Consider the following 23,818-nt stretch of genomic DNA (forward strand, 5'->3'; position numbering starts at 1 on the left):
GACGTGCGCCTCAGCCGTAGATGATCCGGCGGATCTGGCGGAGGCTGTAGGGCGGAGCCGGGAAGCGGCGCTGGACGAGCTCGCCCGCGATCTGGCCGTAGATCTCATCGTTACGCCGGCCCAGCCGGAGGAGCGCCGCATGGCGGCGGCGAACGAAATCCTCAGGGCCTTCGCCCAGGTAGGTGAGCACGTCATCGACGATCCGCCTCGCTTGCAACGGATCGAGGCCACTGGACCGCGCCACATAGGCCACGAGATCGTCCAGGTCGCCCGCATCCGACATCGAGGGGTGTTCTGGCGCTCGCATTCCCGCCAGACAACGCCCTTGCCCGATTTCGGGCAAGCCTGGATATGCCGACGATTTCACGTTCGTCGAACGTGTTATATTATGTCCAGCGCTCGCGGTCGGCGTGGTCCTGGGCCGTCGGCTCGACCCAGCGCGCCCCGCCCGGGCCGTGCTCCTTCTTCCAGAAGGGCGCCCGGGACTTGAGGTAATCCATGAGGAAGTCACACGCCTCGAACGCCGCGCGTCGGTGACCGGCCGCAGTCGCCACGAAGACGATAGGCTCCCCGGGGCCGATCTTTCCGACCCGGTGCAGAATCGCCAGGTCGTGGAGGCCGAAGCGCTCGCGAGCCTGCTCCGCGATCTTGCCGATCTCGGCCTCGGTGAACCCGGGATAGGCCTCTAGCTCCAGGACGGTGGTGGCCCCCGCCTCGGCCCGTGCGATGCCGGTGAAGGTCGCAACGGCGCCCGTCTCGCTGCGGCCGCGGGTGAACTCGGAGAGCAGGGCCCCCGGGTCGAAGGCTGTTTCGACGAGCCTGATCATCCGCCGCTCATCGGGGGCAGGAAGGCCACTTCGCTCCTGGGCGACAGCGGCGCGTCGCCCCGCACCAGAGCCTGATCCACGGCGGTCTGCACGCCCGGGCCGCCCAGGGCTTCGCCCAGCGCCGCGTCCTCGGCCGCCAAGGCCCCGCGCAGGGCGGCGAGCGAGGCCGCCTCGACATCGCGCTCGCGCCAGCCGGCAAGGTCGCGGAGAGGGCCGAACAGGAGCACCCGCGCCACGTCAGCCGCCCGTTGTGGACATGTGCCGGGTCACCGCCGGCTGGGCGCGGGCGATCTCGAAATCGTGCCCTTTCGGCTTGCCGAGCACCGCCTCGCGGACGACCCTCGCCAGCTCCGCGTCGTCGGCGCCATCGCGCAGAACCGCACGCAGGTCGGTCGCGTCTTCCTGCCCCAGGCAGGTGTGCAGGGTGCCCGTGCAAGTCAGCCGCACGCGGTTGCAGGCCTCGCAGAAATTGTGACTGAGCGGGGTGATGAACCCCAGCCGCCCGCCCGTCTCCGCCACGCGCACATAGCGGGCCGGGCCGCCGGTGGAGAGCGGTAGGTCCTCCAGCGTCCAGAAGCTCTCCAGCTCCCGGCGCACCGCCGCGAGCGACAGGTACTGATCCGTCCGATCCGCCTCGATCTCGCCTAGCGGCATGGTCTCGATCAGGGTCAGGTCGCACCCTTCCCCATGCGCCCAGGCGATCAGGTCGGGGATTTCGGCGGCATTGTCGTCGCGGAGCGCCACGGCGTTGATCTTGACCGCCAGGCCGGCGGCCTGCGCCGCGGCCACGCCGGCCAGCACCTTGCCGACGTCGCCGCCGCGGGTGAGCCGGCGGAACAGGTCCGGCTTCAGCGTGTCGAGCGAGACATTGATCCGCCGCACGCCGGCGTCGGCCAGCTCGCCCGCGAAATCCGCCAGGCGCGTGCCGTTAGTGGTGAGTGTCAGTTCGTCCAGCGCACCCGAGCGCAGGTGGCGGCCGAGGCTTCGCACGAGGTCGAGCATGCCCTTGCGGACGAGCGGCTCGCCGCCCGTCAGCCGGAGCTTGCGGGTCCCCAGGCCGACGAAGGCCGAGGCGATGCGATCCAGTTCCTCGAGCGTGAGCACCTCGGCCTTGGGGAGGAAGGTCATGTGCTCGGCCATGCAATAGACGCAGCGCAGGTCGCAGCGGTCGGTGACCGAGAGCCGCAAATAGGTCACCGTCCGGCCGAAGCCGTCGACGAGGGGCTTGCCCGACAAGTCGGCCTGGGGCGCTGCGGCGATGTTGTCGTATGGCGTCATCCGACGTCCAAGATAGGAGGGAACCGCGCGTGGCGACAGTAGGCAGGTTCGCCGCGGTGGTGCTGGCGGCCGGCGCGGGCTCCCGCTTCGGCGGCGGCAAGCTGCTGGCGGACTATGGCGGCGCCCCGCTGCTGCACGCCGCCCTCGCTGCGGCGCGGGCCGCGCCGGCGCAGTTCGTCACCCTGGTGACCGGTGCGGACGCCGAAGCCGTGGCCGCCTGCGCACGAGGCTTCGACCCGGGTGTCAGGGTGGTCCACGCCGCGGACCATGCCCAGGGAATGGCCGCCTCGCTGCGGGCAGGGATCGCCAGTCTGGAGCCCGGCCTGGACGGCGCCTTCGTCTTCCTGGGCGACATGCCGCGCGTGCCTCACGCCGTGCTCGCCCCGCTCGCCGCGGCCATAGAGGCCGGGGCGCCGGCTGCAGCGCCGGTCTTTGCGGGACAGCGCGGAAACCCGGTGGTGCTGGGCCGCGCCCTCTTCGGCGATGTCGCGGCGCTGCGCGGCGATGTGGGCGCTCGGCCGATCCTGCAGGGACTGGGCGCGGCGCTCGCGCAGGTGGAGGCTCCGGACGACGGCGTGCTGTTCGACGTCGACGTCCGCGAGGACCTGCCGCGCTAGACCTTGATGTCCAGCTGCGGGGCGGACGCAGCCGGTTGGATGCGCACCTGATCGGCAATGTTGAGCGTCTTCACGGCCGCAGCGATCGTCTGCGCCACCTGCACCGATGTGGGCAGGGTGAACGGCATCCAAAGGCCTGAGCCGGAATTTCGCAGCTGTACGCTGACCATAGCGTCTGCCTCGACATTCTGGCGGTCACCATACAAGAGCACCTCTTAACCGGGGGTTAATCGGAATCTCAATTGCCGGTTGCGGGCCCATGTGTCGCAGGCTGCCCGCCGCCCCTGCTCTCGGACGGACCCCCGAGCGCCCGTCCCACTCGGCGATCCGCGTTCGCGGGACCTGGTATGCGGACTGCGACCTGGACTTGCCGGACTCCACCATGACGCGCATGCTCGGCAGATGTTGAGCCGCCTTCCCACCCTGATCCTGGGCGTCGCCCTGTCGACTTTGGCCGGCGCGGCGGTCGCGCGGGACTACATCGTCGTCGCCTCGACCGACCCAGCTATTCCGAGGGGCGCCTCCTACGACGCCGGCGCCAAGGCCCCGCTGGCGCCGGGCCGCACGCTGACCCTGATGCACGCCTCCGGCGACATGGTTCGCCTGAAGGGCGCCCCCGGCGGCGTGGCGGTCCCGACGCGTAAGGCGGGCCAGGCCGAGGCCGAGCGGCTCGCCGTCCTGCGGACCATCGTGGCGCCGCCCGAGCGGACCAAGGCCGGCCTCTATGCGGCGCGGGCGCGCGCAGGCGTCTGCCCCGAGGCAGCCGGCATCACGACTCTGGACGCCATCGTCCAGGTGCATCAGGGCGGCTGCACCGACGAGGCGGCGCAGGCGCTCGAGAGCTGGATGGAAAGCCACCCGGCGACGGACGGCTGAGCCCCAGGGTTTTATCCCGGGCTCGCCCCGGTCCGTCGGCGGTCCGACACAAGGAAAAAGTCCCTTCGGCCGACCGAACCTTATGCTCGCTCAAGGCTTTATGGGACGCAGCGCCGACCGCGGCGGACGCTGTCCATCGCCAACACGGAAGGACGAACCATGGGCCAGGACAACAATATGAACCAAGGCCAGAACGACCAGACCCGGCGCCCGCAGCAGCAGCAGGACAATCAGTCCCAGCAGCAGCCGAACCAGCAGAACCAGCAGGGCGAACGCCAGGGCCAGCAAGGCGGCCAGCAGGACCGCCAGGGTCAGGAAAACCAGGCGGGCCAAGCCGGCCAGTCGGGCCAGTCCGGGCAGTCCGGCCAGCGCGACGAAAACCGCTGACGGCGGACGAAGCCTCTCCCGGACGACGGGAGAGGCTTCGCCTCTTCAGTCGGCGCCGCGCGCCACGAACCATCCATTCCTGAATCCGTCGCTCGCCTTGCCGTAGGCGAACGGCCGCCCCTCCGGCGTCAGCACCGAGCCGCCAGCGGCCTCCAGCACAGCCTGACCGGCCGCGATATCCCACTCCATCGTCGGCCCATGCCGCGGATAGATGTCGGCCGAGCCTTCGGCGATCCGGCAGAACTTGATCGACGAATCCATCGGCTCGCGCAGATCGAAGCCGTACTGCTCGGCGAGCTTGACCGCCGTTTCTTCCTTCATTGTGTGGCTGACGAGCGCCACCGCGCTCCCCTTCGGCCACGGGCGTGCGACTATCCGATCGGCGGGACCGCCGTTCACCCGCTTCAGCGCCACTCCGCCTTTCGTGAACCAGGTCTCTCCACTGGGCGGGGCGCAAACCGCGCCCGCGACCGGGCGGCCGTCTTCGATCAGGGCGATGTTCACGGTGAAGTTCGGGTCGCCCCGGACGAAGGCCTTGGTGCCGTCGAGCGGATCCACCAGGAAGAAGCGGGGGCCGATCGAGTCCGGCGTCCCGAACTCGCTGGCGTCCTCCTCCGAGATCACCGGCACGCCTGGAAAGTGGCGGGCCAGGTGCTCCAGGATCAGCTTCTCGCCGCGCTGGTCGGCCTCGGTGACCGGGCTTTCGTCGGCCTTGGTGAGGACTTCAACGCCGGAGCGCCACAACGGCAGGATCAGGGCGGCGGCGGCCTCGCAGATGTCGGCCAGCACGTCGCCGACGTCGTTCGCGTTCACGGAGCTCTCGGTCAATTCGTCCTACTTTCGGGGATCGTCGCCTGCGAACACCAGCGTCACGACGGCGGCGTCGATCGTCTGCTTGCCCGCGTGCTCGAAGTTCACGGTCACCTTGCGCCCGGCCACGGACTGAACCTGGCCCAGCCCCCACGCGATTTCGGTCGGGTGACGCACCAGGACGCCCGGTTCCAGGAACGGATCCCAAAACGTGTCCATGGGCGGGTCTATTAGAGAGGCCCAGGCGTTTCCCCAAGGCGCAAATCGCGCCAAGGTTACGCTCCATGACCGACGCCAACGCCCCCGCCGTGCGGCCCGCCGAACTCGCCGCCTATCTCGCGGCGCGGATGTGCCATGACTTCATCAGCCCGGCGAGCGCCATCTCCTCGGGACTGGACCTGCTCGACGACCCCTCGGCGCAGGACATGCGCGAGGAGGCCATGGGGCTGATCACCTCCTCGGCCAAGAAGCTGGCCGACCTCTTGTCGTTCTGCCGGGTGGCGTTCGGCGCCTCGGCGTCGGCCGAGACCTTCGACGCCCGCGACCTGGAAAAGCTGGCCCAGGGCGTGTTCGCCCACATGCGCGCCGAGCTCGCCTGGGCCGTGGACACTCCGGCCGTGAACAAGCCCGCCGCACGGACCCTACTCAACCTGTCCCAGATGGCCGGCGCGGCGCTGCCCACCGGCGGGGTCGCCAAGGTCCGCGCGGTCCAGGAGGGCGCTTCGCTGGCGATCGCTATCGAATCCACCGGGCCGCGTGCGCGGCTTCGTCCCGAGGTGCTGGCCGGCCTGCAGGGGCAGCCGCCGGGCGAGGGCCTGCACGGCCACTGGGTCCAGGCCTATTACACTCACCTGTTCGTCACCGACGCGGGCGGCCGCGTGTTCGCCGACGTGCAGGAGGAACGGGTCATCTTCGCGGCGACGCTGCCGGCCTGATGCCAGCTTCTGCCGCCGCCCATACCCCGCGTTAACCAACTCAGCGCGACATAGGCATCCAGACTCCTGGAGCGCCGTAGACCCTTGCAGACCTGCCTCGTCGTCGACGACAGCCGCGTGATCCGCAAGGTCTCGCGCCGGATCCTCGAGGATCTGGGGTTCGAGGTCGCCGAGGCGTCGGACGGCGTCGAGGCCATGGCCTGGTGCAGTGCGGTGATGCCCGACCTGGTCCTGCTGGACTGGCGTATGCCCGCCATGGACGGCCTCGAGTTCCTGAAGAAGTTGCGGGGCGGGCCGGGCGGCGATCACCCCAAGGTGGTCTTCTGCAGCGTCGAGAACGAGATTGAATCGATCCGCGAAGCGCTGGACGCGGGGGCCGACGAATACATCATGAAGCCCTTCGACGGCGGCATCATCGCCGGCAAGCTGGGCTATCTGGGGCTGGTCGGATGATCCCGGCGCAGGATCGCGAATTCCTGGCCTCCCTGTGCCTCGCGCGCGCCGGCCTGCGGGTCGACGCCGAGAAAGCCTATCTGATCGAAAGCCGGCTGGCGCCGCTGGCCCGCCGAGAATGCTTCAGTTCGTCCGAGGCCTTCATCGACGCCCTGCGGCACGGCGCGGATGACCGGCTGGTCTGGGCCGCCGTCGAGGCCATGGCGTTGCCCGAGAGCGAGTTTTTCCGGGATCACCACGTCTTCTCCATCCTGGCGGAGGAGGTGGTTCCGGCCCTCGCCCGTGCGCGGGGCGGCGAGCCGGTGCGGATCTGGAGCGCCGCCTGCGGTGCGGGCCAGGAGATCTACTCCCTCGCCATGCTGCTGGCCGACGCACCGGGCGTCGGCAGGATCGAGCTCTTCGCCTCCGACCTGTCGGAGCGGAGCCTTGAGAAGGCCCAGAGCGGCCGCTATTCGCAGTTCGAGGTCCAGCGCGGCCTGCCCGCCCGCATGCTGGTGCGGCATTTCGAAAAGGACGGCGAGTCGTTCGTCCTCTCGCCACGCGTGCGACAGATGGTGCGCTGGCGGCGGGTGAACCTGATGGACGATCTATCCCGCATCGGCCAGTTCGATCTGATCCTCTGCCGCAACGTGCTCGGCCAGCTCGCGCCGGAGGCAGGCGCGCGCCTGCTCGATCAGATCGGATCCGCCCTGGCCCCCGGCGGCGGTCTGCTGCTGGGACACAACGATTCCGCAGGCAAGGCGTTCGTCCGGGTCGCCCCCGACATGGCGCTCTACGCCGCTGCCGAGCCGCGCGCCCGCTCGGCCGCCTGACCGCCAAAACACGAAAGGCCCCGAAGCAACTCCGGGGCCTTCGCAGCGATACCTCGCTAAGAACTACTTCTTCGCGTCTTCGGCCGTGTCCGTCACCGCCTCGCCGGCGGACTTCACATCCTTGCCCGCGCCGGACACGGTGTTGCAGGCGCTGGCAGCGAGGCTTGCGGCCAGAACGGCCAGCAGTACGACTTTACGCATGGTGAATCTCCCGGGGGCTTCTATTGCTCCCCGCGGCAACGCTTCAGGCCGCGGCCTGGTTCCCCCGCGAGGCCATCGTCGCGCGATCGGCCGCCGGCGTGGGGAAGATCAGCCGGGCCGTCACCCCGCCCGCCGCGTTGCGGACGAGCTCGGCGCGGCCGCGCAGCTGGCGGGCGAAGGCGGTCATCAAGGTCCGTCCCACGCCGGTCGAGACCAGCGCGCTTTCCTCGACCTCGCCGTCGTCGGAGATCTCCAGCTCCGCCTCCTCGCCGCGGACGGTGAAGTTGAGGCGCAGCACGCCGCCCCGCGCCGCGAAGGCGTGCTTCTGGGCGTTGGTGATGGCTTCGACGGCGAACAGGGCGAGCGGGGCGAGCCGGTCCGGGTCGATCACCAGCGGGTCCACCTTGAGCTCGGTGCGCACGGTCAGCCCCTGGGACAGCTCGCCGTTCACCAGCTGTGCGGTCAGCTCCTCGAGGAACGGGCGCAGATCCACGCGCTTGAGATCGGGGCCCTGGTAGAGCGCACGGTAGATGAGGGCCAGGGCGGTGATGCGCTGGCGGGTGTCGCTCATGGCGGAACGCGCGGCGGGGTCGACCAGCGAGCGCTGCTGCATGTTGAGCAGGCTGGAAATGACCTGCAGGTTGTTCTTCACCCGGTGATGGATCTCGCGCATCAGCGCGTCCTTCTGGGCGAGGCTGTCGCGGAGCGAGGCGTCGCGGCCGACGATGGCGTCGGCCATGTCCTCCAGGGTCTCGGCCAGGTCGCGGATCTCTCCGGGCATCTGCTCGGCCTGGACCGGGCGAACGCTCAGCCGTCCGCGGGCGTAGAGCGCGGCGATGCGCTGCAGATAGACGATCCACCGCACCACCACGCGCTCCGTGACCGCCAACACCGCGATCAGCGCCAAGAGGAAGGTCAGGAGGGGAAAGACGATCCCGGTCAGGGGGTTCAGGCGGGCCCACGAGAGGATGCCCGGCGAGGCCGCCGACAGCACCACATAGACTTCGTCGCCGACCACCGGGGCGGCCGAATAGACCCGGCGGCGGCCCTTACCGTCCTGGCCGTACCAGACCAGCGTACCGCGCGCCTCGACCTTGGCGCGCCAGTCTTCGGGCAAGCGCGGGAAGGCGCCTGCGTCGGTGAAGGTGATGTAGCGGCCGGTCTTCTCCACCAGCCCGACCTCCGCCCCTTTCGGCAAGGACGGGTCGCTGACCTGCGGCTGGAGGCTGGAAAGCGCGATCACCGCGGCGAAGGCGCCGTCGAACGCGCCGTCGGTCCCCGTCGCGCGCGCCGCTGTCAGGATCGCCGGCTCCTCGGCATAGGTTGAGCCAGGATCCCGGGTGATGGAAATGGCGCCGCCTTCGGCCAGCTGGCGGAACCAGGGACGTTCGGCGCGAGCCAGGTCCGCCGGCACGCCGCCGGCCGCACAGACCACCCGCCCCTGCCGGTCGAAGCGGATCAGGTTGAGGTAGCCCGGGATGCGGGCGGTGACCTGCTCCAGGCGCTTCTGGCACTGGAACCCGACCGCCCCAGGCGCGAGCGTCTGCAGCAGGACGTCGGCGCCTTCCATCCGCGCACGGGCCGTGGCGGCGCTGCGCTCGGCGGCGAAGCCGAGGTTCTGCCGCAGCTCACGGCCCTCACGCTGGAAGCCGATCGCAGATTGGAGGGCGCCCAGGATGAGCACCGGCAGCAGGGCGGCCGCCAGGGCCGCGATCAGGCGGACCCGGATCGTGCCAAGCGAACTCCAGGGGGAACCGGGCATCAGCTCATCCGTCCTACCGGACGGTGCTTAGACGCTCCGCGTCGGCCAGGATAGAACGCATCGCGTCCCCGGCGGACGCGCCGTCCCGATCATAAGCCCCGTCTTCGAGGATGGCGTGAAGGGCGCGCCGCGCCCGGCTGACGCGGCTCTTCACCGTGCCCACCGCGCAGCCGCAGATCTCGGCCGCTTCCTCATAGGCGAAGCCGCCGGCGCCGACGAGGATCAGCGCCTCCCGCTGTTCGGCGGGCAGCATCGCAAGGCCCTGGCGCAGCTCGTCGAGGGCCACCGGCGCCTCCGGGTCGTCCACGGCCACCAACGTGCGCTCGGCGGCTTCCTGGTCGAGCTGGCTTTGACGCCACGACCGGCGCTTTTCGGAATAGAACTGATTGCGCAGGATCATGAAGGTCCAGGCCTTCATGTTGGTGCCCATCTGGAAGCTGGCGCGCGCATCCCAGGCCTTCATCATGGCGTCCTGCGCCAGGTCGTCGGCCGCGGTCGGGTCGCCGCAAAGCGTGCGGGCGAACGCACGCAGGTGCGGGATCAGCTGGACCAGTTCGCGCTTGAAGGCCGCGTCGTCGGCCGCGCTGCGCTCGGGTCGGGTCTTTTCGGCTGCGCCTTCCATCAGGCCTTCTCCGAGCCGCGTTCGTCGGCCCGACGAAGAATTTCCAGGAATTCGTCCGGCACCTCTTCGTTCACGACCTCGTCGAACATCTGGCGCAGGCGCACACCGATCGCCTGCTGGCGCAGGCGGGCTTCATCAAGAGCTGCGGAGGCCTTGCGGCGCTCCGCTGTTGGACGCTGTTCGATCATTTCGTCGGCGCTCCGCTCACGCGGAGTCCGCCCCCTCTCGTGTTCCTTGCGACTGCTCAACGCCCTTGTCCGTTTTCGGGTTCCCTTGCGGCGAGGAACAAGATGCGGAAAACCGAGGGCAAAGGGAACCGGTTCCCAGCGGTGACGTTTTCGACCATCATGGGGTTCGGGCGGGGGAACGTTTCCCTGCACCGGGCTGCCGTGTTCGAACTGCAATACGGGAGGGGTGTACCCTTGAGTCTTCTAGCCCGACTGGCGCCGCATCTGCCGTATGTGCGCCGATACGCCCGCGCGCTGACCGGCGATCAGACCACCGGCGATCACTACGTGCGCGTGGCTCTTGAAGCGCTGGCCGCCGGCGAACGCACGCTGGCCGACAACATGACGCCTCGCGTCGCGCTCTATCACGTCTTCCACGCCATCTGGTGCACCTCGGGCGCGCAGCTCGAAGGCCCCGCCGATGACGATCTGGGTATGGACGATGCGACGCGCCGGCTGATGCGCATCGCGCCCCGCTCCCGCCAGGCCTTCCTGCTCACCGCGCTGGAAGGCTTCACACCGACCGAGGCCGCCCAGATCCTGGGGTCGGACTTCGGCGAGGTCGAGCGCCTGATCGCCGAAGCACAGGCCGAGATCGACGCCGAACTCGCCACCGACGTCCTCATCATCGAGGACGAGCCGGTCATCGCGGCCGACATCGAGGCTCTCGTGACCGAGCTGGGCCACACCGTGGTCGACATCGCGGCCACCCGGACAGAGGCGGTCGACGCCGTGGCCCGCAAGACGCCGGGTCTCGTGCTGGCCGACATCCAGCTCGCCGACGGCTCGTCGGGCATCGACGCGGTGAAGGACATCCTGCAGCGCTACGATGTGCCAGTGATCTTCATCACCGCCTTCCCCGAGCGTCTGCTGACGGGCGAACGGCCGGAGCCCACCTTCCTGATCACCAAGCCATTCCAACCGGAAACGGTGAAAGCCGCCATCGGCCAGGCCCTGTTCTTCCACCCGCGACGGCAGAACAAGCAGGCCGCCTGACCGACAGGCCCCGAAAACGACGAAGGGCGCCGCTCTCGCAAGCGGCGCCCTTTTTCGTGGGACGAGCAGATCCTTTTACGGGGTCTGGGGATTCGGCGAGGGCGGCTCCGGCGCACCATAGCCGCGGCCGTCCACGGTCTCCTGCCCCGTTCCGGCCGGACCCTCGTCGGCGGATTTCCAGCTCCAGGCGGCGAACATGCCGAGGGCGGCCAGCAGTGTGCCGAACAACAGCACCCAGAACACCGGGCGGCCCCAGCGGCCCTGGCGGGCGCGGGTGGCGTTCATGACCGGTCTTTCGGTCTCGCGGGACGACATGGATCGGTCTCCTTACTCGGATGGGAAATAGCTGAACGGGCCGGTGCTCGCGGCCCCGTCGCTCGCGCTCTGGGGGGCGGTCAGGATGCCGAAGGCCGCGCCTATCGCGGCGAGGCCGAGCAGCGCGCCGAGCGCCACGGCCCGCCGACGGGCGGCCTGCTCTCGCAGGCTCGGGCTACGGGCGAGCTTCAGGCCCGTGGTGGCGATGAAGGAACTGCGCATGGAAGACGCCCTTTCCTGACGGCAGACGACTAACGCGCACGGTGAAGCCGGCGTTCCGCCGCCCGTCCGAGCGGCTCAAAGCGTCCATTCGAAAAAAATCGCGGGGACCCGGAACGGTTCGAAGGCGCCGGTGTTCTATGTCTGCGGAGGCGGCGACGCCCCCCCCGACTTGAGGCTGGCGAGCATGCCAGTCTGCCGTCTCCGCACCCCTTTTCTCGATGATGCACACCTGGGCGGGCCGCAAAGGCCCGCCCTTCTCTTTTTGCGCTGCAGGGCGCGACAGGACTGGACGGCCCTATTTCCTGGCGAGCTTGAGCGTGATGTCCGCCCGGCGGCGAACCGGCTGCAGCTTGCCATCGGCGGTCACCGAACCCGCCTGACCCGCTGCGGTAAGATCGAACTCGGCCGGCGGCAGGCCGGCTTGCATCAGCGCGTTCGTAACCGAAGCGGCCCGAGCCTTCGAAAGCTCCAGGTTCGCCGCAGGATCGCCATCGGCGTCGGCCAGGCCGACGACCACTACCCGCTCGACCTTGCAGCGCCGCGCCTCTGCGGCTTGCAGCGAGATGACCCGCCGCCCCTCCGGGGTAAGCTCGGCGGCGTCGGCCTCAAAATAGATGGGGATGCTCACGTCCTGGCAGGCTGGCGGCGCCCGCACGATCCGGTCTCTGGCGTTGCGCACGGTCGTGCAGGCCGACAGCCCAACCAGCGCGACGACCCCAGTCAAGAACAGGAACTTCATCCAAGCCCTCCAATAAGCAAAATCGAAAAAGGGCGGCCGGATATCCGACCGCCCTTCTCCTAGATCAGTGTCGGCTTCGCATCAGCGCGGCGTGCCGTTTTCCCAGTAGTACCGGCCGGTGCCCGGGTCATAGTAGTAATAGCGGCCGGCGCGCTCATCGTAGTACTGGCGGCGGTTCGGCGTGTCCTTGCCGCAGCCGCCTTCGTCACGGCAGCCCTTCACGGCGCCGACGGTGCCGCCGACGGCCGCACCGACCGCGGCGCCGGTGCCCACGCCGACGTCACCCGAGATGGCGCCGATCGCCGCGCCGCCGAGCGCGCCGAGAGCCGCGCCCCCGAGGGCGCTGCGTTCCGTGTGGCCGGTGCTGGTGCAGGCGGCGGCCAGGACACCGGCGCCCGCGATTGCGATAAGAGGCTTCAACATTCGACTAGCTCTCCTTTGGGGTGTCCCCGGCGCCCCGCACGAGGGTGGGCCGCCAGATCACTCGATTCCGGAGCGCATCCTCCTGCCCTTCGGCGAGGATCGCTCACGGCGGAAAACGCATCGCCACCTGCACAGTTCCGTCCGGAACCAAGGCGGTCGGGCGCCGTTGCAAGCGGGGAACACCTTGGAGACGAAAGCCGTGACCTCCTACAGCGACCGCGACGCCGAGCGCAGCGACCTGCGGCAGGCATATGAACTGGGCCGGCGCGACGCCGTAAAGCAGCGCCGCCGCCATCCCATCCTGATGACCTTTCTGGTGGTGGCCGCGGCGGTGGGCCTCATCGTCATGGCGCTGGCCGCCGTCAACGGCTCGTTCGGCGGCGCCGGCACGGTCGTCGATCAAAACCTTGCCACGGCGGCCGACCAGGCCGAACCTGCGGTCCGCAGCGCCGCCGCCGAAGCCGGCCAGGCCGTGCGCGATGTGACATCGACCGACGGGACCCAGACGCCTGCCAACAACTGACGCCGACCCCGCCGTTCGCCCCCGCCTCGGCAAGATCGAGGTTGTCGTCAACGTCGCCTCCGGCAGCGTCGGACCCAACGCGCCTGCGGAACTGGAGAAGCTGCTCGGCGAGTTCGGCGTGACGGCGCGTGTTCGCACACCACAGCCCGGACAACTGATCGATCAGTTGAAGGCGGCCGTCGACGCGGGGCCCGACCTCCTCATCACCCTGGCCGGCGACGGCACGGTGCGCGCGGCCGCAGAGCTCTGCGGCCCCGATGGGCCCATGCTCGCCCCCTTGCCGGGGGGCACGATGAACATGATGCCTCATGCCGTCTATGGTCAGCGATCATGGCAGGACGCCCTGCGCGTAGCGTTGGAGGACGGTCGCGAGCGGGACCTGGGCGGGGGCTGCATCGATGGCCACCGCTTCCTCTGCGCCGCGATTCTCGGCTCACCGGCGCGCCTGGCCTCGGCGCGCGAGGCGGCGCGCAGCGGGAACCTGATCGAGGCGTTCGGCAAGGTTCGCTACGCCGTGCAGCGCGCCTTCACCGGGCGCCTCCGCTACCAGCTCGACGGCCATGGGCGCTCGAAGGCTGAGGCGCTGGTGCTCATGTGCCCAATCGCCTCCAAGGTGATGCACGCCGAGGATCCCGCCCTCGAGGCGGCCGCGCTGAACCCCAGCGGCGCGGGGGAAATTCTTCGCCTGGGGCTCAATGCGCTGGTTCGCGACTGGCGGGTGGACCCTTCGGTGGAGGATCAGTTCTGCCGGCGCGCGCACGTGTGGGCAGCTCAGGGAATTCCGGCGCTCCTGGACGGGGAGATCGTCCGTCTGCCCAGCGTGGTGGACGTCCGGTACGATCCGAAGGTCTGCCGCGTACTCACCCCACCCAAGGACGAGCGGTGAAGATCCGGCTGGCGCACCTTTCGGACATCCATTTCGGCGGCGAGAACAAGGCCGCCGTCGCCGCTGCGGGCGAACGTATCCGGGCGGGGAGCTTCGACCTCACCATCGTCTCCGGAGACCTCACCCGCTACGCCGAGACGCCGGAGTTCGAGGCCGCGGCCGCCTGGCTCAGGGACCTGCCCCAGCCGCAACTGGTCACGCCCGGCAACCACGACGCACCCTATCTGGCGTGGGCCGAACGGATCTTCGCGCCCTTCCGCCGCTTCGAGCGCCACGTGGGCCCTGCCCCGGCTCAGAACTGGCGGCGGGACGGCATCGCCGTTCACGGCGTGAACACCGCCCGAGGCGCCCAGCCGCGGATCAACTGGTCCAAAGGGCAGATCTCGTTCCGGCAGGCCGAACGCGTCGTTGAATGGTTCGAACCCTCGGACCGGCTGCGGATCGTGGTGGTTCACCACCCCCTGATCGAGATGCTGGGCGGTCCGATGACGGCCCGGGTGTGGGGCGGGGAGAAGGCGGCCAAGGCGTTTGCCCGGGCGCGCGTCGACCTGGTCCTGTCGGGGCACATCCATGCCCCCTTCACCTGGCCCTATCCGCACGCCGATGGGCGGACCTATGCGGTGGGCGCCGGCACCCTGTCGGTGCGGGAGAGGGGCGTGCCGCCGAGCTATAACGAGGTCGAGGTCGAGGACGGCTGCATTCGCGTCACCGCCCTCGCCTGGACGGGCTCGCACTACGAGCCCTATCGAACCTGGGCGTTGGATCGTCGCCCGGCATAGTGGTCTAGAGCGGTCCGGGGCCCACGCCACGGCCACGCACCAGGTGCATGACCAGCGAGACGACGAACAGCACCAGGAATACGAAGAACAGGATCTTGGCGATCCCCATCGCGGCGCCGGCCACCGAGGTGAAGCCGAGGACACCGGCGATCAGGGCGACCACCAGAAAGGTCAGGGCCCAACCGAGCATGTCGTTACCTCCGTTCGCAGGCCGAACTGCCTGCGGCAAAGGCAACGCTCCGAGGCGCGCGCCGTTCCGACTACTGCGGCGGCTTGGGCGTATTGTTGCCGGCGACGAACGCGCTGATCAGGGCCGTGACCATCGCCGGGTTGCGGATCAGCACCGTGGCCGCCACCGCGGCGGCGCCCAGGGCCAGGAGCGGCCGCTCCTTGGCCATGGCCACCACGCGATCGACCGGCGAGGCCGGCGGCGGCGGGGCGCCGGCCCGGGCCTTCGGGACCACCTTGCGCGTCGCGGCCCAGGCCACGGCCAGCGCGAGCAGGGCGAAGACGGCGGCGACCACCGCCGCTGCGCCGGCCGGTCCGATGTACTCGCGCGCGAAGGCATAGATCGCGAACGACGCCGCGACGACGCACACGGCCGCGGCCGCGGCGACGGCGGTGACCGCCGCGGCCAGACTCAGGATCCGCTTGAAGTTCAAGGGCGGGGGATCAGCGCTTGGATGCGAGCAGCATGCCGATCAGCACGCCGATGCCCAGCGCAGCGCCGGTCGCCGCGAGGGGGCGGGCGCGGATCTGCTCGCTGGCGAGGCGGCTGGCCTCGTCGATCTGCTCGCCCGCCACGTCGGCATAGACGCGGGACTGGGCGCGCACCTGTTCGAGCGCCTGCTGGACAGTGGCTTCGATCCGCTTGGCGGCGTCGGCGATCGCCTTCTGCGCATCCGCGGTGATCTTGGCGGCGGTGTCGTTGGCCGCGTCGGCCACCTCTTCGGTCGTCAATTGGCCGGCCTTGGGGGGCATGTGTCGTCTCCGAACGGAAATGCGCTCCCCGGGCGTGGGAGCTGCGCTGCAGCATAGGTGGATATCGGAATGGCCGCAAAGGGCCGGCAGAGCGCCGCGAAAGTTTGCGCGGTTTCCCGTCGCGTCGGCGCGCGGGCATGCCTATGTTGGAATCATGACGCGCGAGGTGGGACGCAGCCCCGACAGAGAGCGTCTGGAGCTGGCCCTCCAGATCGCCGGCCTGGGAGAGTTCGAATGGGACCTCTCCAGGGACGTCCTGATCATCTCCGATCGACTGTCAGCGATAACCGGGCTTCCGGCCGGGGAGATTCCCGCCGAGGGCGGCGCAGCCTTCGACCGCTTCATCCACCCCGACGACCGCGAGGCGCTGGCGGCCGAGCAGAAACAGCATCTGCAGGACGGGGACAGCTACGAGGGCCGCTACCGGATGATCCGGCCCGACGATGGCCGGGTCCAATGGATGCGGACCGCGGCGAAGATCGTCCGCGACGAGGCCGGCCAGGCGATCCGGGTCTGCGGCGTGATCGAGGACGTCAGCCGAAGCCGCCGGGAAGAAGACCAGCGGATGCAGCTCATGGCCGAGCTGGATCACCGGGTGAAGAATGTGCTCGCCGCCGTGCAGGCCCTGGCCCAGCAGACCGCGAAGCGCACCACATCGCTCGACGCCTTCCTCCAGACCTTCGGCGGGCGGCTCAAAGCTATGGCTTCGGCCAACGAACTTCTTACCGCAGCCCGCTGGCGGGGCGCCGCCATCGACCATCTGGCCGCCGCCGAGCTTGGAGCGATCGCGCCCGGCCAGACCAGCTGGGAGGGGCCGGAGCTCTTCCTGACGCCCCGCGCGGCAAACGCCCTGTCGCTGGCCCTGCACGAGCTCGCCACCAATGCGGTGAAGTACGGCGCCCTGTCGGTCGAGACCGGCCACGTCAACTTACGCTGGAACGCGCGGCCGGGCGGCGGCTTCGAGCTGACCTGGACCGAAAGCGGGGGGCCGGTCGTCGCCTCGCCGGCGCGCCGGGGCTTCGGCTCCACCCTGCTGGAGCAGGTCACCGGTCGCGAGCTGAACGGCGACACCCAGGTGGACTACCGCCCCGCCGGCGTGGCGGTCCGCCTGCGCGCAGGACCCCAGGCCATGGCCGATCGGCCCGAGGTCATGCCCGAGGCGCCCGTCGCCCGCGTCACCGAGACCGTGCCCACCTCGCGGGGCCCCGCCAGCCTCAAGGGCGCCCGGGTGCTGATCGTCGAGGACGCCGTCCTGCTGGCGCTCGAACTGGAGACCGGGCTTTCCGAAGCCGGCGCCGAGGTCATCGGCCCGGCCTATGAGCTGGAGGAGGCGATGGCGCTGCTGGACCAGCCGATCGACGCAGCCGTGCTGGACGCCAATCTCAACGGCCACTCGGTGACTCCCGTGGCCGAGGTGCTGCATCAGCGCCGGATCCCGTTCGTCTTCGCCACCGGCTACGGCGAAACCGGCGGGGCGCCGGGCGGCTTCGAAGCGCCGGTCATCCGCAAGCCCTACGACGTCACCCAGGTCGCCGCGGCGGTTGCCGAGCTGCTGGGAAATCGTTAGCCATTTCCGTTAGCTATGCTGCGCGGCGCGTAGTCGCGCGGCAGGAACGCACTGTGGCAAGTCGCCACCTGCGCAATGGGCCGCGAGGCCTCTATGTCGACCTTACGAAGGCCCGCGGCGACGTTCGCGGGGGCCAGGCCGGTGGCCAGGGGTGCTCGCCCGGACGCAGGCGACCCGGACTTCGACGGCGGTCCGCGGCATAGGTCGCGGGCCGACGACCTTGCGGTCAGATGACGCCGGCGGCTCGAAGCTCGGCCAGCTTCTGCGGCGAACAGCCCGCCCGCGCGGCCAGCACCTCGTCGGTGTGCTGGCCAAGGGCCGGCCCGGGCCATCGCACCTTTCCGGGCGTGGCCGAGAGCTTCGGGAAAGCGTTCTGCATGCGCACCGACCCGAACACCGGATGGTCCACCGACACGATCGCCTCGCGCGCCGCGAACTGCGGATCCTCCAGCATGTCGGGCGCCCGGTAGACTCGGCTGGCGGGGATGCCCTTGGCCTCCAGCAGCTTCAGGAGGTCGGTCAGCACGAAGGTCGAGGTCCAGGCCGACACGATCTCGTCCAGCTCGTGCTGGTTGGCCCCCCGGCTGGCGTGGTCCACGAACTTCGGGTCGTCCTTCAGCTCCGGCCGCCCCATGGCCTCGGTCAGACGCGCATAGACGTTGTCGCCATTGCCGCCGATCAGGATCATCTCGCCGTTGGCGCAGGGATAGGCGTTGGACGGGGCGATCCCCGGCAGGATCGAGCCGGACCGCTCGCGAACGTAGCCGGTGAGGTCGTACTCGGTGACCAGGTTCTCCATCACCGCCAGCACGCTTTCGTACAGGGCCGCGTCGATCACCTGGCCCTTGCCGGTCTTCTCCTTGTGATGCAGCGCCATCATGATCCCCATGACCGAGTGCATGGCCGCCAGGCTGTCGCCGATCGAAATGCCCGCCCGCGCCGGCGCCCGGTCGGGTTCGCCCGTCACGTAGCGCAGGCCGCCCATGGCCTCGCCGATCAGGCCGTACCCGGCCCGCTGGGAATAGGGACCCGTCTGGCCGAAGCCCGATACCCGGGCCATGATCAGGCCGGGGTTGTTGGCGGACAGCGCTTCGTACGACAGGCCCCACTTCTCCATGGCGCCCGGCCGGAAGTTCTCGATCACCACGTCCGCCTTGGCGATCAGCGCCTTGGCCAGGGCCTGGCCCTCGGGCTTGCGCAGGTCCAGGCCCACCGACTTCTTGTTGCGCCCGATCACCGGCCACCAGGGCGACAGGCCCTTGGGCAGGCTACGGCCCCACTGGCGCATGGGATCGCCCACGCGGGGGTCCTCGATCTTGATCACCTCGGCGCCGAAGTCGCCCAGGATCTGGCCGCAGAACGGCCCGGCGATCAGGGTCCCCATCTCGATGACGACGAGGTCGGCGAGGGGGCCCTTGGCCTCCGGGCGAGAAGCGGCAGGATCGGTCATGGCTCTCGCTTAGCGCGGCGCGACCGCCAGCGTAAGCCCGGTGACGCTAGGTAAGAGCGTCAATTTTGTTGTCGATCACCTGGTGATGGAGGCGCCGCCGACGACGCGGCCACGGCGGCGGCAGCCTTCAGTTCCCGGATCCGACGGTCGTAGATCTCGGCCAGGCCCCTCGGATCCGAAACCGGGTCTCGCGTCCGGCGCCAAGCGGCCTGGCTGTCCCGGATCGCGGCGGGGTCTGCTCCCGCGCTTAGCGCCCGGCCGTAGGCGTCCCGCATCTCATGGCTGAGCAGGTTCAGCGCCAGGTCGTTGCAGAGCGCGCGGTCGGCGGGGGTAGGTGGCGTCGCGCAGGGATCGAGACGCGCCGGGGCCGTCGCCCTGACTGGGGCTTTGGCCAGAGCGATGGGGCGGGCCTCGGGCGGCGGCGTGACAGGCTGCGGTTCGGGCGCGGCCACGGGGGGCGCAGATGTGTCCTCGGCTGGCGGCTCGGGCTCAGGCCCCGCGACCTGCGCCGCCATGATCCGCGGGGCGGGCGCTCGCTCGACGGGCTGGGTCCGGTCGGCGCGCGCCGAGAGCCAGGTCTTCACACCGGGCGATAGCCCCCAGCCGGCCGCGCCGCCCACGAGGACGGCCGCCGTCAGGACCATGGGCCAGGCTCCCGACCGCGGACGGCGGCGGACGGGGGCATCCAGGCGCAGGTCCGCCGTGCCGTCGTCCAGGAACATCGGCCGCGTCTCGTCGTCTGGGACGTCGGGGTCTGGCGGCGGGCAGGACGGAGCCTTGCGGCCGCTTGCGGCCCTGGCCGCGAGCTCGGCCTCGAGCTTCGCCGCGAACCCCTCTTGTCCACGCGCCCTGGCCGCGGCGAGCAGGCGCTTGAGCTCCGGCTGGCCCAGGGTCGAGATATCGATCCGCAACATCGCCGAGACGCCCTCCCAGGCCCCCCCGGCACGGCCAGGCGAGGTTGGGGCAGGTCCTGCGGAGGCGCAAGCGGGGCCGCACGCCGTGCAGCCCCGACGCGGAAGGCGCTTAGCCGACAACCTTTCGCAGACGCAGGGCAGCCTCGACCGCCGGCGTCCGCGCCCGGGTCGGCGCGTGAGGCCGCGGCATGGTCGGGTAGCCGATGATCGTGTCCAGGGCCGGCGCGCCGCTGAGCGCGTAGCTGGCCAGCTTCCCGCTCATGGTGGCGCTTTCGAAGCTGCCCACGTTGAGACCGGTATAGATCCAGTCGCCGGCCAGCGTGAGGTTGTCGAAGCCGGAACCCCAGGCCTCCAGCCGACAGGCGGTGCTGCCGGGCGGCGAGGTGACGTAGCGCTCGGTCGGATCGATGTTGGCCCGCCAGAACTGGCTGTCGAACCGCTGGACGCCTTCGGCCCGCAGCGCGCCGGGGCCGGTCTCCCGGGAGTCGACCAGCAGGTTGAAGTCGAGACCCATCGGGTCGCCGACGCCATAGTTGGCCCGCACCGTGGCCTTGGGCAGCATCGTGCCGATCGAGGCCTGCAGGTACTGGATGCACTGGGTCTTCACCCGCTCGGACTGGCGACGGGGATAGTCGGTGTCCGAGAACGGCGGCGGCGGCTCGTAGTCGGGCATGAGGCCGCAGAAGTACCAGAGCGCCTTGGGCGCGTTGTCCTTGGGCCAGCTCTCCCACTTGAGCAGGTCCGGGAAGTTGGCGTTGCCGTTGGGCGGGCAGAAGTAGGTGCCGGAGAGCGCGAGTTCGTTCTTGGCCGGATTGAGCGGCTCGGCCCAGCCGAGCTCATACATGTCCTTGGAGAGCCAGATCTGCATGGCCTGCGTCTGCAGGGCCGGCAGGGCCGCGACCATGTCGCGCCAGGCCTGATCCTCGTCCATCAGCTCCTTGCAGAGGTAGCGGACGGCGCCCAGCGAAATGGCGAAGACGATCTCGTCGTAGTCGACGCCGTGGCGCAGGGTGCGGGGCGTCTTCAGGCGCGGGAAGGCCTCGTTGGGCCAGCCGTTCCAGTAGGATTCCAGGTCGATGCCGGTCGCGCGAAGGTATTCGCCCTCGTTGAGCTGCTCATACAGCGGCCGGTGCGGCCAGGACGGCAGTCCCTTGACGTCGATGAGCGGCTGATAGCCCGCCTCCGGATCCTTGAGCGTGGCCTGGACCGTCATCTCGATGGCCGCCACGTTGCGACGGTTCACCGGATCCAGCCGCAGGGCCTCCACCTTGTGGAAGAACTCGAACTTCACGCCGCGGCGCTTCAGCACCTCGTAGACAGGCGCCACGACGGTCTCGCCGGTGCCGGCGGCGAAGCTCCAGATCAGGTCGCCCATGTAAGCGCAGGCCCGCAGGGTCCAGTTGAGGTAGCAGCCGGCGCCCATGCGGGCCGCCCGGCTCGTGTCGCCGTTGGGGCTCTGGTAGCAGATGTTGACCGTGGTCATGACCACCGGCGACTGGAGCGTGGCCGGATGGCAGCCGTGGCGGGTGAGCCAGTCGCTCCAGTTCTCCTCGTCCAGGCGGTCGTAGCCCTCCACCTCGACGTTGTCGCTGAGCGCGCCGACGATGAGCGTGGCGTAGAAGTCGAGGGTGAGCAGGGCCCGGCGCAGGTCGTCCGCGTGGTCGGCGATGTGGGGGGCCAGGACGTCGACCGTCTTGACCACGCCCGAGACGAGCTTCCGCGCCGCCTGAATCTCGCCCACGAGGGGATGGTTGGGGCCCTCGGAGAGCGGCACGGTCTCGATCTGTCGTTTCGCCTTGTCGAGCACCAGCGAGATGCCGTCGGAGACCAGTTTCGGCACGCCCTCGGCGGCGCCCAACATCTGGCCGATCTCATTCAGGATCGCGACGATGGCGGTCTGCAGGCCCTTGTAGGAGGTCCCGTCGGTGGGCGGGGTGCTGTTGGATGGCGCGCGCGTGGGCCACGGCGTCAGGCGGTCCTTCTCCCATTCCCACAGCATGGTGAAGCCGGAGCCGAGGAACGCCTCCTCGAAGGTGGCGAGCGGCGCCCCGGCGGGGCGGTTCAGTTCGGCGTACACGTCGGCCATCATCGGCAGGGCGTTGAAGTAGCTGCCCATGAAGCCGTGGATGCCGTGCTCTTCGATGCGCGCATTCGGACCGCGGGACGAGGCGCACTTGCCGCCGAGCCGCCAGCCGAGCTGATAGACGGTGATGTCGAACCGCTTCTGCCAGTCGGGCTGGCTGGTAAGCTGTAGGGCGGTCGTGAGACCCCCCATGCCGCCCCCGAGGATGGCCACTTTCCGGGGCTGGGTCGCGTCGGACATGGGATTTACCCGAGGCTTTGACCCCGGTCTCGCCTAGGTTGCTGACCTAGACAGCCTGCCACCCAGACTTTTGCAGAGCCTTAACAAGGTTAGCGAGGTCTGCAGGCCGTACGAATGGGTGGCCGATCTTCAGCGCTTCCAGCGAATACGGTGTCGTGTTGCTGCCTTGTCCAGCGCCGGCCCTGTTCCGGGCCAGCCGTTCAGCATCCCCGAGCGCGCGTTCGGCCTGATCCATCTCGCCGGCCGCGCTATAGCAGGCGGCCAGCAGATACCGCAGCGGGAAGCGCTCGGGGCCGCGGGCGCAGGCGTCCGCCGCATCCCGGGCAGCCTGTTCGAAGTCGCCGGCGACGAAGCGGGCGATCGCCTTGCTGCGATACCAGAGCCAGCTGTGGGGATCGTTGGGGCTCGCCGTTATGGCGCGTTCGGAATAGGCGATCGCTTCGTCCGACTGGCCTTCGAAGGCCAGCAGGCGCCCCATCTCGCCCGAAGCGGCCGCCAGGTAAGGGTTCAGCTCGAGCGCCCGCCGCTGCTCGGCCTTGGCCTCCGCAAGCCGGCCCATCATCGAAAGCACTACACCTAAGGTGTAGTGCGCGAAGGCGTCGGAGCCGCCTGACGCCACCGCCTTGAGCGCGATCCGGTGCGCCGTCTCGATCGCCGCGTCCGGATCGTAGGAGGTGCCGACCCAGACCTCGAACAGCTTGCAGTGCGCCAGGATCGACAGGGCCGAGACGTCGTTCGGTTCCAGCGCCAGAGCCTGCTCGAGGAAGGTCTCGGCCAGCCGCACGTCGGCGGGTGTCGAGCGCCAGAAGTGCCCGCGACCGCGGACGAGGAGTTGCCAGAACTGCAGGCTGCGCTCGGGGACCTTGCGGGCTTCCGATTCCTCGCGCTCCAGCACGGCGGGCTCCACCGTGCCGATGATCGAGGTGGTGATCTCGTTCATCATCGAGAACAGATCCGACATCGGGCGGTCGTAGCGGCCCGACCAGGCGCTGGTCTCGTCCGAGCCCTGAATGAGGTCGACGGACACGCGGACCGTGCCGCCCAGGCTGCGGACCTTGCCGTCGAGCACATAGTCGACGCCCAGCCGCGCGCAGATCGACCCGGCGCCGTGGCCGACGACCTCGGAATGCAGCAGCGCATGGCGCGGCATCACCGACAGCAGCGGCGACTTCGACAGCCCCACGGTGAGCTCGTCCGCCAGAGCCTCGGCGAACCAGCCCTGCTCCTCGTCGCCGGCCGGGTGTGTGAACTCCAGCACGACGATCCGGGGGCGCGCCTTGCCGGACGGCGGCGGAGGCGCCGGCTGGGCCGTGGCGGGCGCGACCGTCAGGCGATAGCCCACCCGCGGCACGGTCTCGACGGTGAAGGCGCCGTCGGCGCGCTCGGCCAGCTTGCGCAGCTTCATCATTACGAGGGTAATGGCGTCGTCACCCACGACCCGCCCGCCCCAGCATGTGGCGATGAGGTCGTCGCGGCTCACCACGGCCTCTTCGGCCCGCGACAGGGCGACGAGCACCTGCATCACCCGGGGTTGAAGCACCTCGCGGCCCTGCCGCCAGACGACCTCGCAGGTCGGCGGCCGCACCTCCAGCGCTCCCAGCGAAAAGGCGGCCTGATGGGCCAACTGCATCGAACCCCGGTCCCGTCCAAAATCACGCGCGCGGAAGCCTCGCCCCGCTCCGCAACGCTCATCACTCCCTCGCCCTTAGCACAACCGGAGGGGCTCGCCACGCTTCCGAGCCTGGAAAAGATCGGCTTCCGCTCGGCAAAAGATCGGCTGTCGGGCCTGTCAGCTCGGCGCGACGACTGGTCTTTATACGCCCGGGTTTAGACCTCTTCCCCAGGGTCATGGACGACCCGACAACCCCGTCCATGTTCCCTTGGGCCTCTGCC

General features: G+C 69.7%; 33 protein-coding genes. 11 read left to right on the forward strand and 22 right to left on the reverse strand.

Annotated elements, in window-relative coordinates; translation table 11 throughout:
• Positions 1-10 precede the first annotated feature (10 nt).
• The 4 genes from A2790_RS04800 to moaA form a co-directional block, all read right to left on the reverse strand.
• Positions 11-283 (reverse strand): hypothetical protein, encoded by a 273-nt coding sequence (locus A2790_RS04800; RefSeq protein ID WP_293388235.1) that lies wholly within the window; start codon positions 281-283, stop codon positions 11-13.
• 103 nt (positions 284-386) lie between these two features.
• Positions 387-827 (reverse strand): molybdenum cofactor biosynthesis protein MoaE, encoded by a 441-nt coding sequence (locus tag A2790_RS04805; protein WP_293388238.1) that lies wholly within the window; start codon positions 825-827, stop codon positions 387-389.
• Positions 824-1,063, reverse strand: coding sequence for a MoaD/ThiS family protein (locus A2790_RS04810; protein WP_293388240.1), 240 nt, complete (start codon positions 1,061-1,063; stop codon positions 824-826). Before A2790_RS04810 ends, A2790_RS04805 begins: the two co-directional genes overlap by 4 nt.
• Before the next feature lies 1 nt (position 1,064).
• A complete protein-coding gene (gene moaA / locus A2790_RS04815; protein WP_293388243.1) occupies positions 1,065-2,105 on the reverse strand; it encodes a GTP 3',8-cyclase MoaA in 1,041 nt (346 codons plus the stop codon).
• A 29-nt stretch (positions 2,106-2,134) separates the two neighbouring features.
• Between moaA and A2790_RS04820 the strand changes: the two genes are divergently transcribed.
• Complete coding sequence (locus A2790_RS04820) at positions 2,135-2,722, forward strand: NTP transferase domain-containing protein (RefSeq protein WP_293388245.1); 588 nt, start codon at positions 2,135-2,137, stop codon at positions 2,720-2,722.
• On the opposite strand, the gene A2790_RS04825 is transcribed toward A2790_RS04820, so the two are convergent.
• Positions 2,719-2,850: a hypothetical protein gene (locus A2790_RS04825; RefSeq protein WP_293388248.1), complete on the reverse strand. Its 132-nt coding sequence runs from the start codon at positions 2,848-2,850 to the stop codon at positions 2,719-2,721. The two genes, A2790_RS04820 and A2790_RS04825, sit on opposite strands and share 4 nt — an antisense overlap.
• A 274-nt stretch (positions 2,851-3,124) precedes the next feature.
• On the opposite strand from A2790_RS04825, the gene A2790_RS04830 reads away from it, so the two are divergent.
• Together A2790_RS04830 and A2790_RS04835 are read left to right on the forward strand one after the other, a co-directional pair.
• On the forward strand, positions 3,125-3,598 hold the full coding sequence (locus A2790_RS04830; RefSeq protein WP_293388251.1) for a hypothetical protein: 474 nt from the start codon (positions 3,125-3,127) through the stop codon (positions 3,596-3,598).
• A gap of 159 nt (positions 3,599-3,757) precedes the next feature.
• The gene (locus A2790_RS04835; protein WP_293388254.1) at positions 3,758-3,985 is read left to right on the forward strand and encodes a hypothetical protein; all 228 of its coding nucleotides are present in this window, start codon (positions 3,758-3,760) and stop codon (positions 3,983-3,985) included.
• 45 nt (positions 3,986-4,030) lie between these two features.
• Here A2790_RS04835 and cysQ read toward each other — a convergent pair whose 3' ends face one another.
• Together cysQ and A2790_RS04845 are read right to left on the reverse strand one after the other, a co-directional pair.
• Entirely contained in the window at positions 4,031-4,813 is a 783-nt protein-coding gene (gene cysQ, locus A2790_RS04840; RefSeq protein ID WP_293388256.1) for a 3'(2'),5'-bisphosphate nucleotidase CysQ, read from the reverse strand.
• A gap of 6 nt (positions 4,814-4,819) precedes the next feature.
• Positions 4,820-5,014 carry a DUF3553 domain-containing protein gene (locus tag A2790_RS04845; RefSeq protein WP_293388259.1) on the reverse strand — a complete coding sequence of 65 codons (195 nt, stop codon included), beginning with the start codon at positions 5,012-5,014 and terminating at the stop codon, positions 4,820-4,822.
• 65 nt (positions 5,015-5,079) lie between these two features.
• Here A2790_RS04845 and chpT point away from each other — a divergent pair, with 65 nt between their 5' ends.
• The 3 genes from chpT to A2790_RS04860 all read left to right on the forward strand — a co-directional run bounded on the left by chpT (position 5,080) and on the right by A2790_RS04860 (position 6,995).
• Positions 5,080-5,730: a histidine phosphotransferase ChpT gene (chpT, locus tag A2790_RS04850; RefSeq protein ID WP_293388262.1), complete on the forward strand. Its 651-nt coding sequence runs from the start codon at positions 5,080-5,082 to the stop codon at positions 5,728-5,730.
• An 84-nt stretch (positions 5,731-5,814) separates the two neighbouring features.
• Positions 5,815-6,183: a response regulator gene (locus tag A2790_RS04855; protein WP_293388265.1), complete on the forward strand. Its 369-nt coding sequence runs from the start codon at positions 5,815-5,817 to the stop codon at positions 6,181-6,183.
• Entirely contained in the window at positions 6,180-6,995 is an 816-nt protein-coding gene (locus A2790_RS04860) for a protein-glutamate O-methyltransferase CheR (RefSeq protein WP_293388268.1), read from the forward strand. Before A2790_RS04855 ends, A2790_RS04860 begins: the two co-directional genes overlap by 4 nt.
• A gap of 63 nt (positions 6,996-7,058) precedes the next feature.
• On the opposite strand, the gene A2790_RS04865 is transcribed toward A2790_RS04860, so the two are convergent.
• The 4 genes from A2790_RS04865 to A2790_RS04880 are packed head-to-tail and all read right to left on the reverse strand — an operon-like array spanning position 7,059 to position 9,768.
• Positions 7,059-7,196: an entericidin A/B family lipoprotein gene (locus tag A2790_RS04865; protein ID WP_293388270.1), complete on the reverse strand. Its 138-nt coding sequence runs from the start codon at positions 7,194-7,196 to the stop codon at positions 7,059-7,061.
• 43 nt (positions 7,197-7,239) lie between these two features.
• On the reverse strand, positions 7,240-8,958 hold the full coding sequence (locus A2790_RS04870) for a sensor histidine kinase (RefSeq protein WP_293388273.1): 1,719 nt from the start codon (positions 8,956-8,958) through the stop codon (positions 7,240-7,242).
• 13 nt (positions 8,959-8,971) lie between these two features.
• Positions 8,972-9,580: a sigma-70 family RNA polymerase sigma factor gene (locus tag A2790_RS04875; protein ID WP_293388276.1), complete on the reverse strand. Its 609-nt coding sequence runs from the start codon at positions 9,578-9,580 to the stop codon at positions 8,972-8,974.
• Positions 9,580-9,768 carry a NepR family anti-sigma factor gene (locus tag A2790_RS04880; RefSeq protein ID WP_068877835.1) on the reverse strand — a complete coding sequence of 63 codons (189 nt, stop codon included), beginning with the start codon at positions 9,766-9,768 and terminating at the stop codon, positions 9,580-9,582. Before A2790_RS04880 ends, A2790_RS04875 begins: the two co-directional genes overlap by 1 nt.
• Before the next feature lie 234 nt (positions 9,769-10,002).
• Here A2790_RS04880 and A2790_RS04885 point away from each other — a divergent pair, with 234 nt between their 5' ends.
• Complete coding sequence (locus A2790_RS04885; protein WP_293388281.1) at positions 10,003-10,803, forward strand: response regulator; 801 nt, start codon at positions 10,003-10,005, stop codon at positions 10,801-10,803.
• 75 nt (positions 10,804-10,878) lie between these two features.
• Here A2790_RS04885 and A2790_RS04890 read toward each other — a convergent pair whose 3' ends face one another.
• The 4 genes from A2790_RS04890 to A2790_RS04905 form a co-directional block, all read right to left on the reverse strand.
• Entirely contained in the window at positions 10,879-11,118 is a 240-nt protein-coding gene (locus A2790_RS04890; RefSeq protein WP_293388283.1) for a hypothetical protein, read from the reverse strand.
• A 12-nt stretch (positions 11,119-11,130) separates the two neighbouring features.
• Positions 11,131-11,340, reverse strand: a complete 210-nt coding sequence (locus tag A2790_RS04895) for a hypothetical protein (protein WP_293388285.1) — start codon at positions 11,338-11,340, stop codon at positions 11,131-11,133.
• 295 nt (positions 11,341-11,635) lie between these two features.
• Complete coding sequence (locus tag A2790_RS04900; RefSeq protein ID WP_293388287.1) at positions 11,636-12,079, reverse strand: OmpA family protein; 444 nt, start codon at positions 12,077-12,079, stop codon at positions 11,636-11,638.
• Positions 12,080-12,160: 81 nt separating this feature from the next.
• A complete protein-coding gene (locus A2790_RS04905) occupies positions 12,161-12,502 on the reverse strand; it encodes a YMGG-like glycine zipper-containing protein (protein WP_068877830.1) in 342 nt (113 codons plus the stop codon).
• Positions 12,503-12,701: 199 nt separating this feature from the next.
• Here A2790_RS04905 and A2790_RS04910 point away from each other — a divergent pair, with 199 nt between their 5' ends.
• From A2790_RS04910 to A2790_RS04920, 3 genes are read left to right on the forward strand one after another with little or no spacing between them, the layout of a single operon-like run.
• Positions 12,702-13,025, forward strand: coding sequence for a hypothetical protein (locus tag A2790_RS04910; RefSeq protein ID WP_293388289.1), 324 nt, complete (start codon positions 12,702-12,704; stop codon positions 13,023-13,025).
• Positions 13,026-13,059: 34 nt separating this feature from the next.
• Positions 13,060-13,911 carry a diacylglycerol kinase family protein gene (locus tag A2790_RS04915; protein ID WP_293388590.1) on the forward strand — a complete coding sequence of 284 codons (852 nt, stop codon included), beginning with the start codon at positions 13,060-13,062 and terminating at the stop codon, positions 13,909-13,911.
• Positions 13,908-14,690 (forward strand): metallophosphoesterase, encoded by a 783-nt coding sequence (locus tag A2790_RS04920; RefSeq protein WP_363080404.1) that lies wholly within the window; start codon positions 13,908-13,910, stop codon positions 14,688-14,690. The genes A2790_RS04915 and A2790_RS04920 overlap by 4 nt, the downstream gene beginning before the upstream one ends.
• 4 nt (positions 14,691-14,694) lie before the next feature.
• Here the strand turns inward: A2790_RS04920 and A2790_RS04925 are convergent, their stop codons facing one another.
• The 3 genes from A2790_RS04925 to A2790_RS04935 form a co-directional block, all read right to left on the reverse strand.
• Positions 14,695-14,880, reverse strand: a complete 186-nt coding sequence (locus A2790_RS04925) for a DUF1328 domain-containing protein (RefSeq protein WP_068877826.1) — start codon at positions 14,878-14,880, stop codon at positions 14,695-14,697.
• Positions 14,881-14,950: 70 nt separating this feature from the next.
• Positions 14,951-15,352, reverse strand: a complete 402-nt coding sequence (locus tag A2790_RS04930) for a hypothetical protein (protein WP_293388291.1) — start codon at positions 15,350-15,352, stop codon at positions 14,951-14,953.
• 10 nt (positions 15,353-15,362) lie between these two features.
• Positions 15,363-15,671, reverse strand: a complete 309-nt coding sequence (locus A2790_RS04935; RefSeq protein ID WP_293388294.1) for a hypothetical protein — start codon at positions 15,669-15,671, stop codon at positions 15,363-15,365.
• Positions 15,672-15,825: 154 nt separating this feature from the next.
• Here A2790_RS04935 and A2790_RS04940 point away from each other — a divergent pair, with 154 nt between their 5' ends.
• Positions 15,826-17,238: an HWE histidine kinase domain-containing protein gene (locus tag A2790_RS04940; protein WP_293388297.1), complete on the forward strand. Its 1,413-nt coding sequence runs from the start codon at positions 15,826-15,828 to the stop codon at positions 17,236-17,238.
• 226 nt (positions 17,239-17,464) lie between these two features.
• On the opposite strand, the gene A2790_RS04945 is transcribed toward A2790_RS04940, so the two are convergent.
• From A2790_RS04945 to A2790_RS04960, 4 genes are all read right to left on the reverse strand, one after another.
• Positions 17,465-18,688: a CaiB/BaiF CoA-transferase family protein gene (locus tag A2790_RS04945; protein WP_293388300.1), complete on the reverse strand. Its 1,224-nt coding sequence runs from the start codon at positions 18,686-18,688 to the stop codon at positions 17,465-17,467.
• A gap of 59 nt (positions 18,689-18,747) precedes the next feature.
• On the reverse strand, positions 18,748-19,602 hold the full coding sequence (locus A2790_RS04950; RefSeq protein WP_293388303.1) for a hypothetical protein: 855 nt from the start codon (positions 19,600-19,602) through the stop codon (positions 18,748-18,750).
• A 109-nt stretch (positions 19,603-19,711) separates the two neighbouring features.
• The gene (locus tag A2790_RS04955; RefSeq protein ID WP_293388306.1) at positions 19,712-21,925 is read right to left on the reverse strand and encodes an NAD(P)-binding protein; all 2,214 of its coding nucleotides are present in this window, start codon (positions 21,923-21,925) and stop codon (positions 19,712-19,714) included.
• A gap of 46 nt (positions 21,926-21,971) precedes the next feature.
• Positions 21,972-23,555: a tetratricopeptide repeat protein gene (locus A2790_RS04960; RefSeq protein WP_293388309.1), complete on the reverse strand. Its 1,584-nt coding sequence runs from the start codon at positions 23,553-23,555 to the stop codon at positions 21,972-21,974.
• Positions 23,556-23,818 lie beyond the last annotated feature (263 nt).

This window comes from Phenylobacterium sp. RIFCSPHIGHO2_01_FULL_69_31, from assembly GCF_001824475.1.
Classification (GTDB): Bacteria; Pseudomonadota; Alphaproteobacteria; order Caulobacterales; family Caulobacteraceae; genus Phenylobacterium.

Coding starts and splice junctions, on each gene's coding strand:
- A2790_RS04800 (WP_293388235.1), bottom strand. CDS start 283: ATGTCGGATGCGGGCGACCTGGACGATCTCGTGGCCTATGTGGCGCGG.
- A2790_RS04805 (WP_293388238.1), bottom strand. CDS start 827: ATGATCAGGCTCGTCGAAACAGCCTTCGACCCGGGGGCCCTGCTCTCC.
- moaA (WP_293388243.1), bottom strand. CDS start 2,105: ATGACGCCATACGACAACATCGCCGCAGCGCCCCAGGCCGACTTGTCG.
- A2790_RS04825 (WP_293388248.1), bottom strand. CDS start 2,850: ATGCCGTTCACCCTGCCCACATCGGTGCAGGTGGCGCAGACGATCGCT.
- A2790_RS04830 (WP_293388251.1), top strand. CDS start 3,125: ATGTTGAGCCGCCTTCCCACCCTGATCCTGGGCGTCGCCCTGTCGACT.
- A2790_RS04835 (WP_293388254.1), top strand. CDS start 3,758: ATGGGCCAGGACAACAATATGAACCAAGGCCAGAACGACCAGACCCGG.
- A2790_RS04845 (WP_293388259.1), bottom strand. CDS start 5,014: ATGGACACGTTTTGGGATCCGTTCCTGGAACCGGGCGTCCTGGTGCGT.
- chpT (WP_293388262.1), top strand. CDS start 5,080: ATGACCGACGCCAACGCCCCCGCCGTGCGGCCCGCCGAACTCGCCGCC.
- A2790_RS04860 (WP_293388268.1), top strand. CDS start 6,180: ATGATCCCGGCGCAGGATCGCGAATTCCTGGCCTCCCTGTGCCTCGCG.
- A2790_RS04865 (WP_293388270.1), bottom strand. CDS start 7,196: ATGCGTAAAGTCGTACTGCTGGCCGTTCTGGCCGCAAGCCTCGCTGCC.
- A2790_RS04870 (WP_293388273.1), bottom strand. CDS start 8,958: ATGCCCGGTTCCCCCTGGAGTTCGCTTGGCACGATCCGGGTCCGCCTG.
- A2790_RS04875 (WP_293388276.1), bottom strand. CDS start 9,580: ATGGAAGGCGCAGCCGAAAAGACCCGACCCGAGCGCAGCGCGGCCGAC.
- A2790_RS04880 (WP_068877835.1), bottom strand. CDS start 9,768: ATGATCGAACAGCGTCCAACAGCGGAGCGCCGCAAGGCCTCCGCAGCT.
- A2790_RS04890 (WP_293388283.1), bottom strand. CDS start 11,118: ATGTCGTCCCGCGAGACCGAAAGACCGGTCATGAACGCCACCCGCGCC.
- A2790_RS04895 (WP_293388285.1), bottom strand. CDS start 11,340: ATGCGCAGTTCCTTCATCGCCACCACGGGCCTGAAGCTCGCCCGTAGC.
- A2790_RS04900 (WP_293388287.1), bottom strand. CDS start 12,079: ATGAAGTTCCTGTTCTTGACTGGGGTCGTCGCGCTGGTTGGGCTGTCG.
- A2790_RS04905 (WP_068877830.1), bottom strand. CDS start 12,502: ATGTTGAAGCCTCTTATCGCAATCGCGGGCGCCGGTGTCCTGGCCGCC.
- A2790_RS04925 (WP_068877826.1), bottom strand. CDS start 14,880: ATGCTCGGTTGGGCCCTGACCTTTCTGGTGGTCGCCCTGATCGCCGGT.
- A2790_RS04935 (WP_293388294.1), bottom strand. CDS start 15,671: ATGCCCCCCAAGGCCGGCCAATTGACGACCGAAGAGGTGGCCGACGCG.
- A2790_RS04940 (WP_293388297.1), top strand. CDS start 15,826: ATGACGCGCGAGGTGGGACGCAGCCCCGACAGAGAGCGTCTGGAGCTG.
- A2790_RS04945 (WP_293388300.1), bottom strand. CDS start 18,688: ATGACCGATCCTGCCGCTTCTCGCCCGGAGGCCAAGGGCCCCCTCGCC.
- A2790_RS04950 (WP_293388303.1), bottom strand. CDS start 19,602: ATGTTGCGGATCGATATCTCGACCCTGGGCCAGCCGGAGCTCAAGCGC.
- A2790_RS04955 (WP_293388306.1), bottom strand. CDS start 21,925: ATGTCCGACGCGACCCAGCCCCGGAAAGTGGCCATCCTCGGGGGCGGC.
- A2790_RS04960 (WP_293388309.1), bottom strand. CDS start 23,555: ATGCAGTTGGCCCATCAGGCCGCCTTTTCGCTGGGAGCGCTGGAGGTG.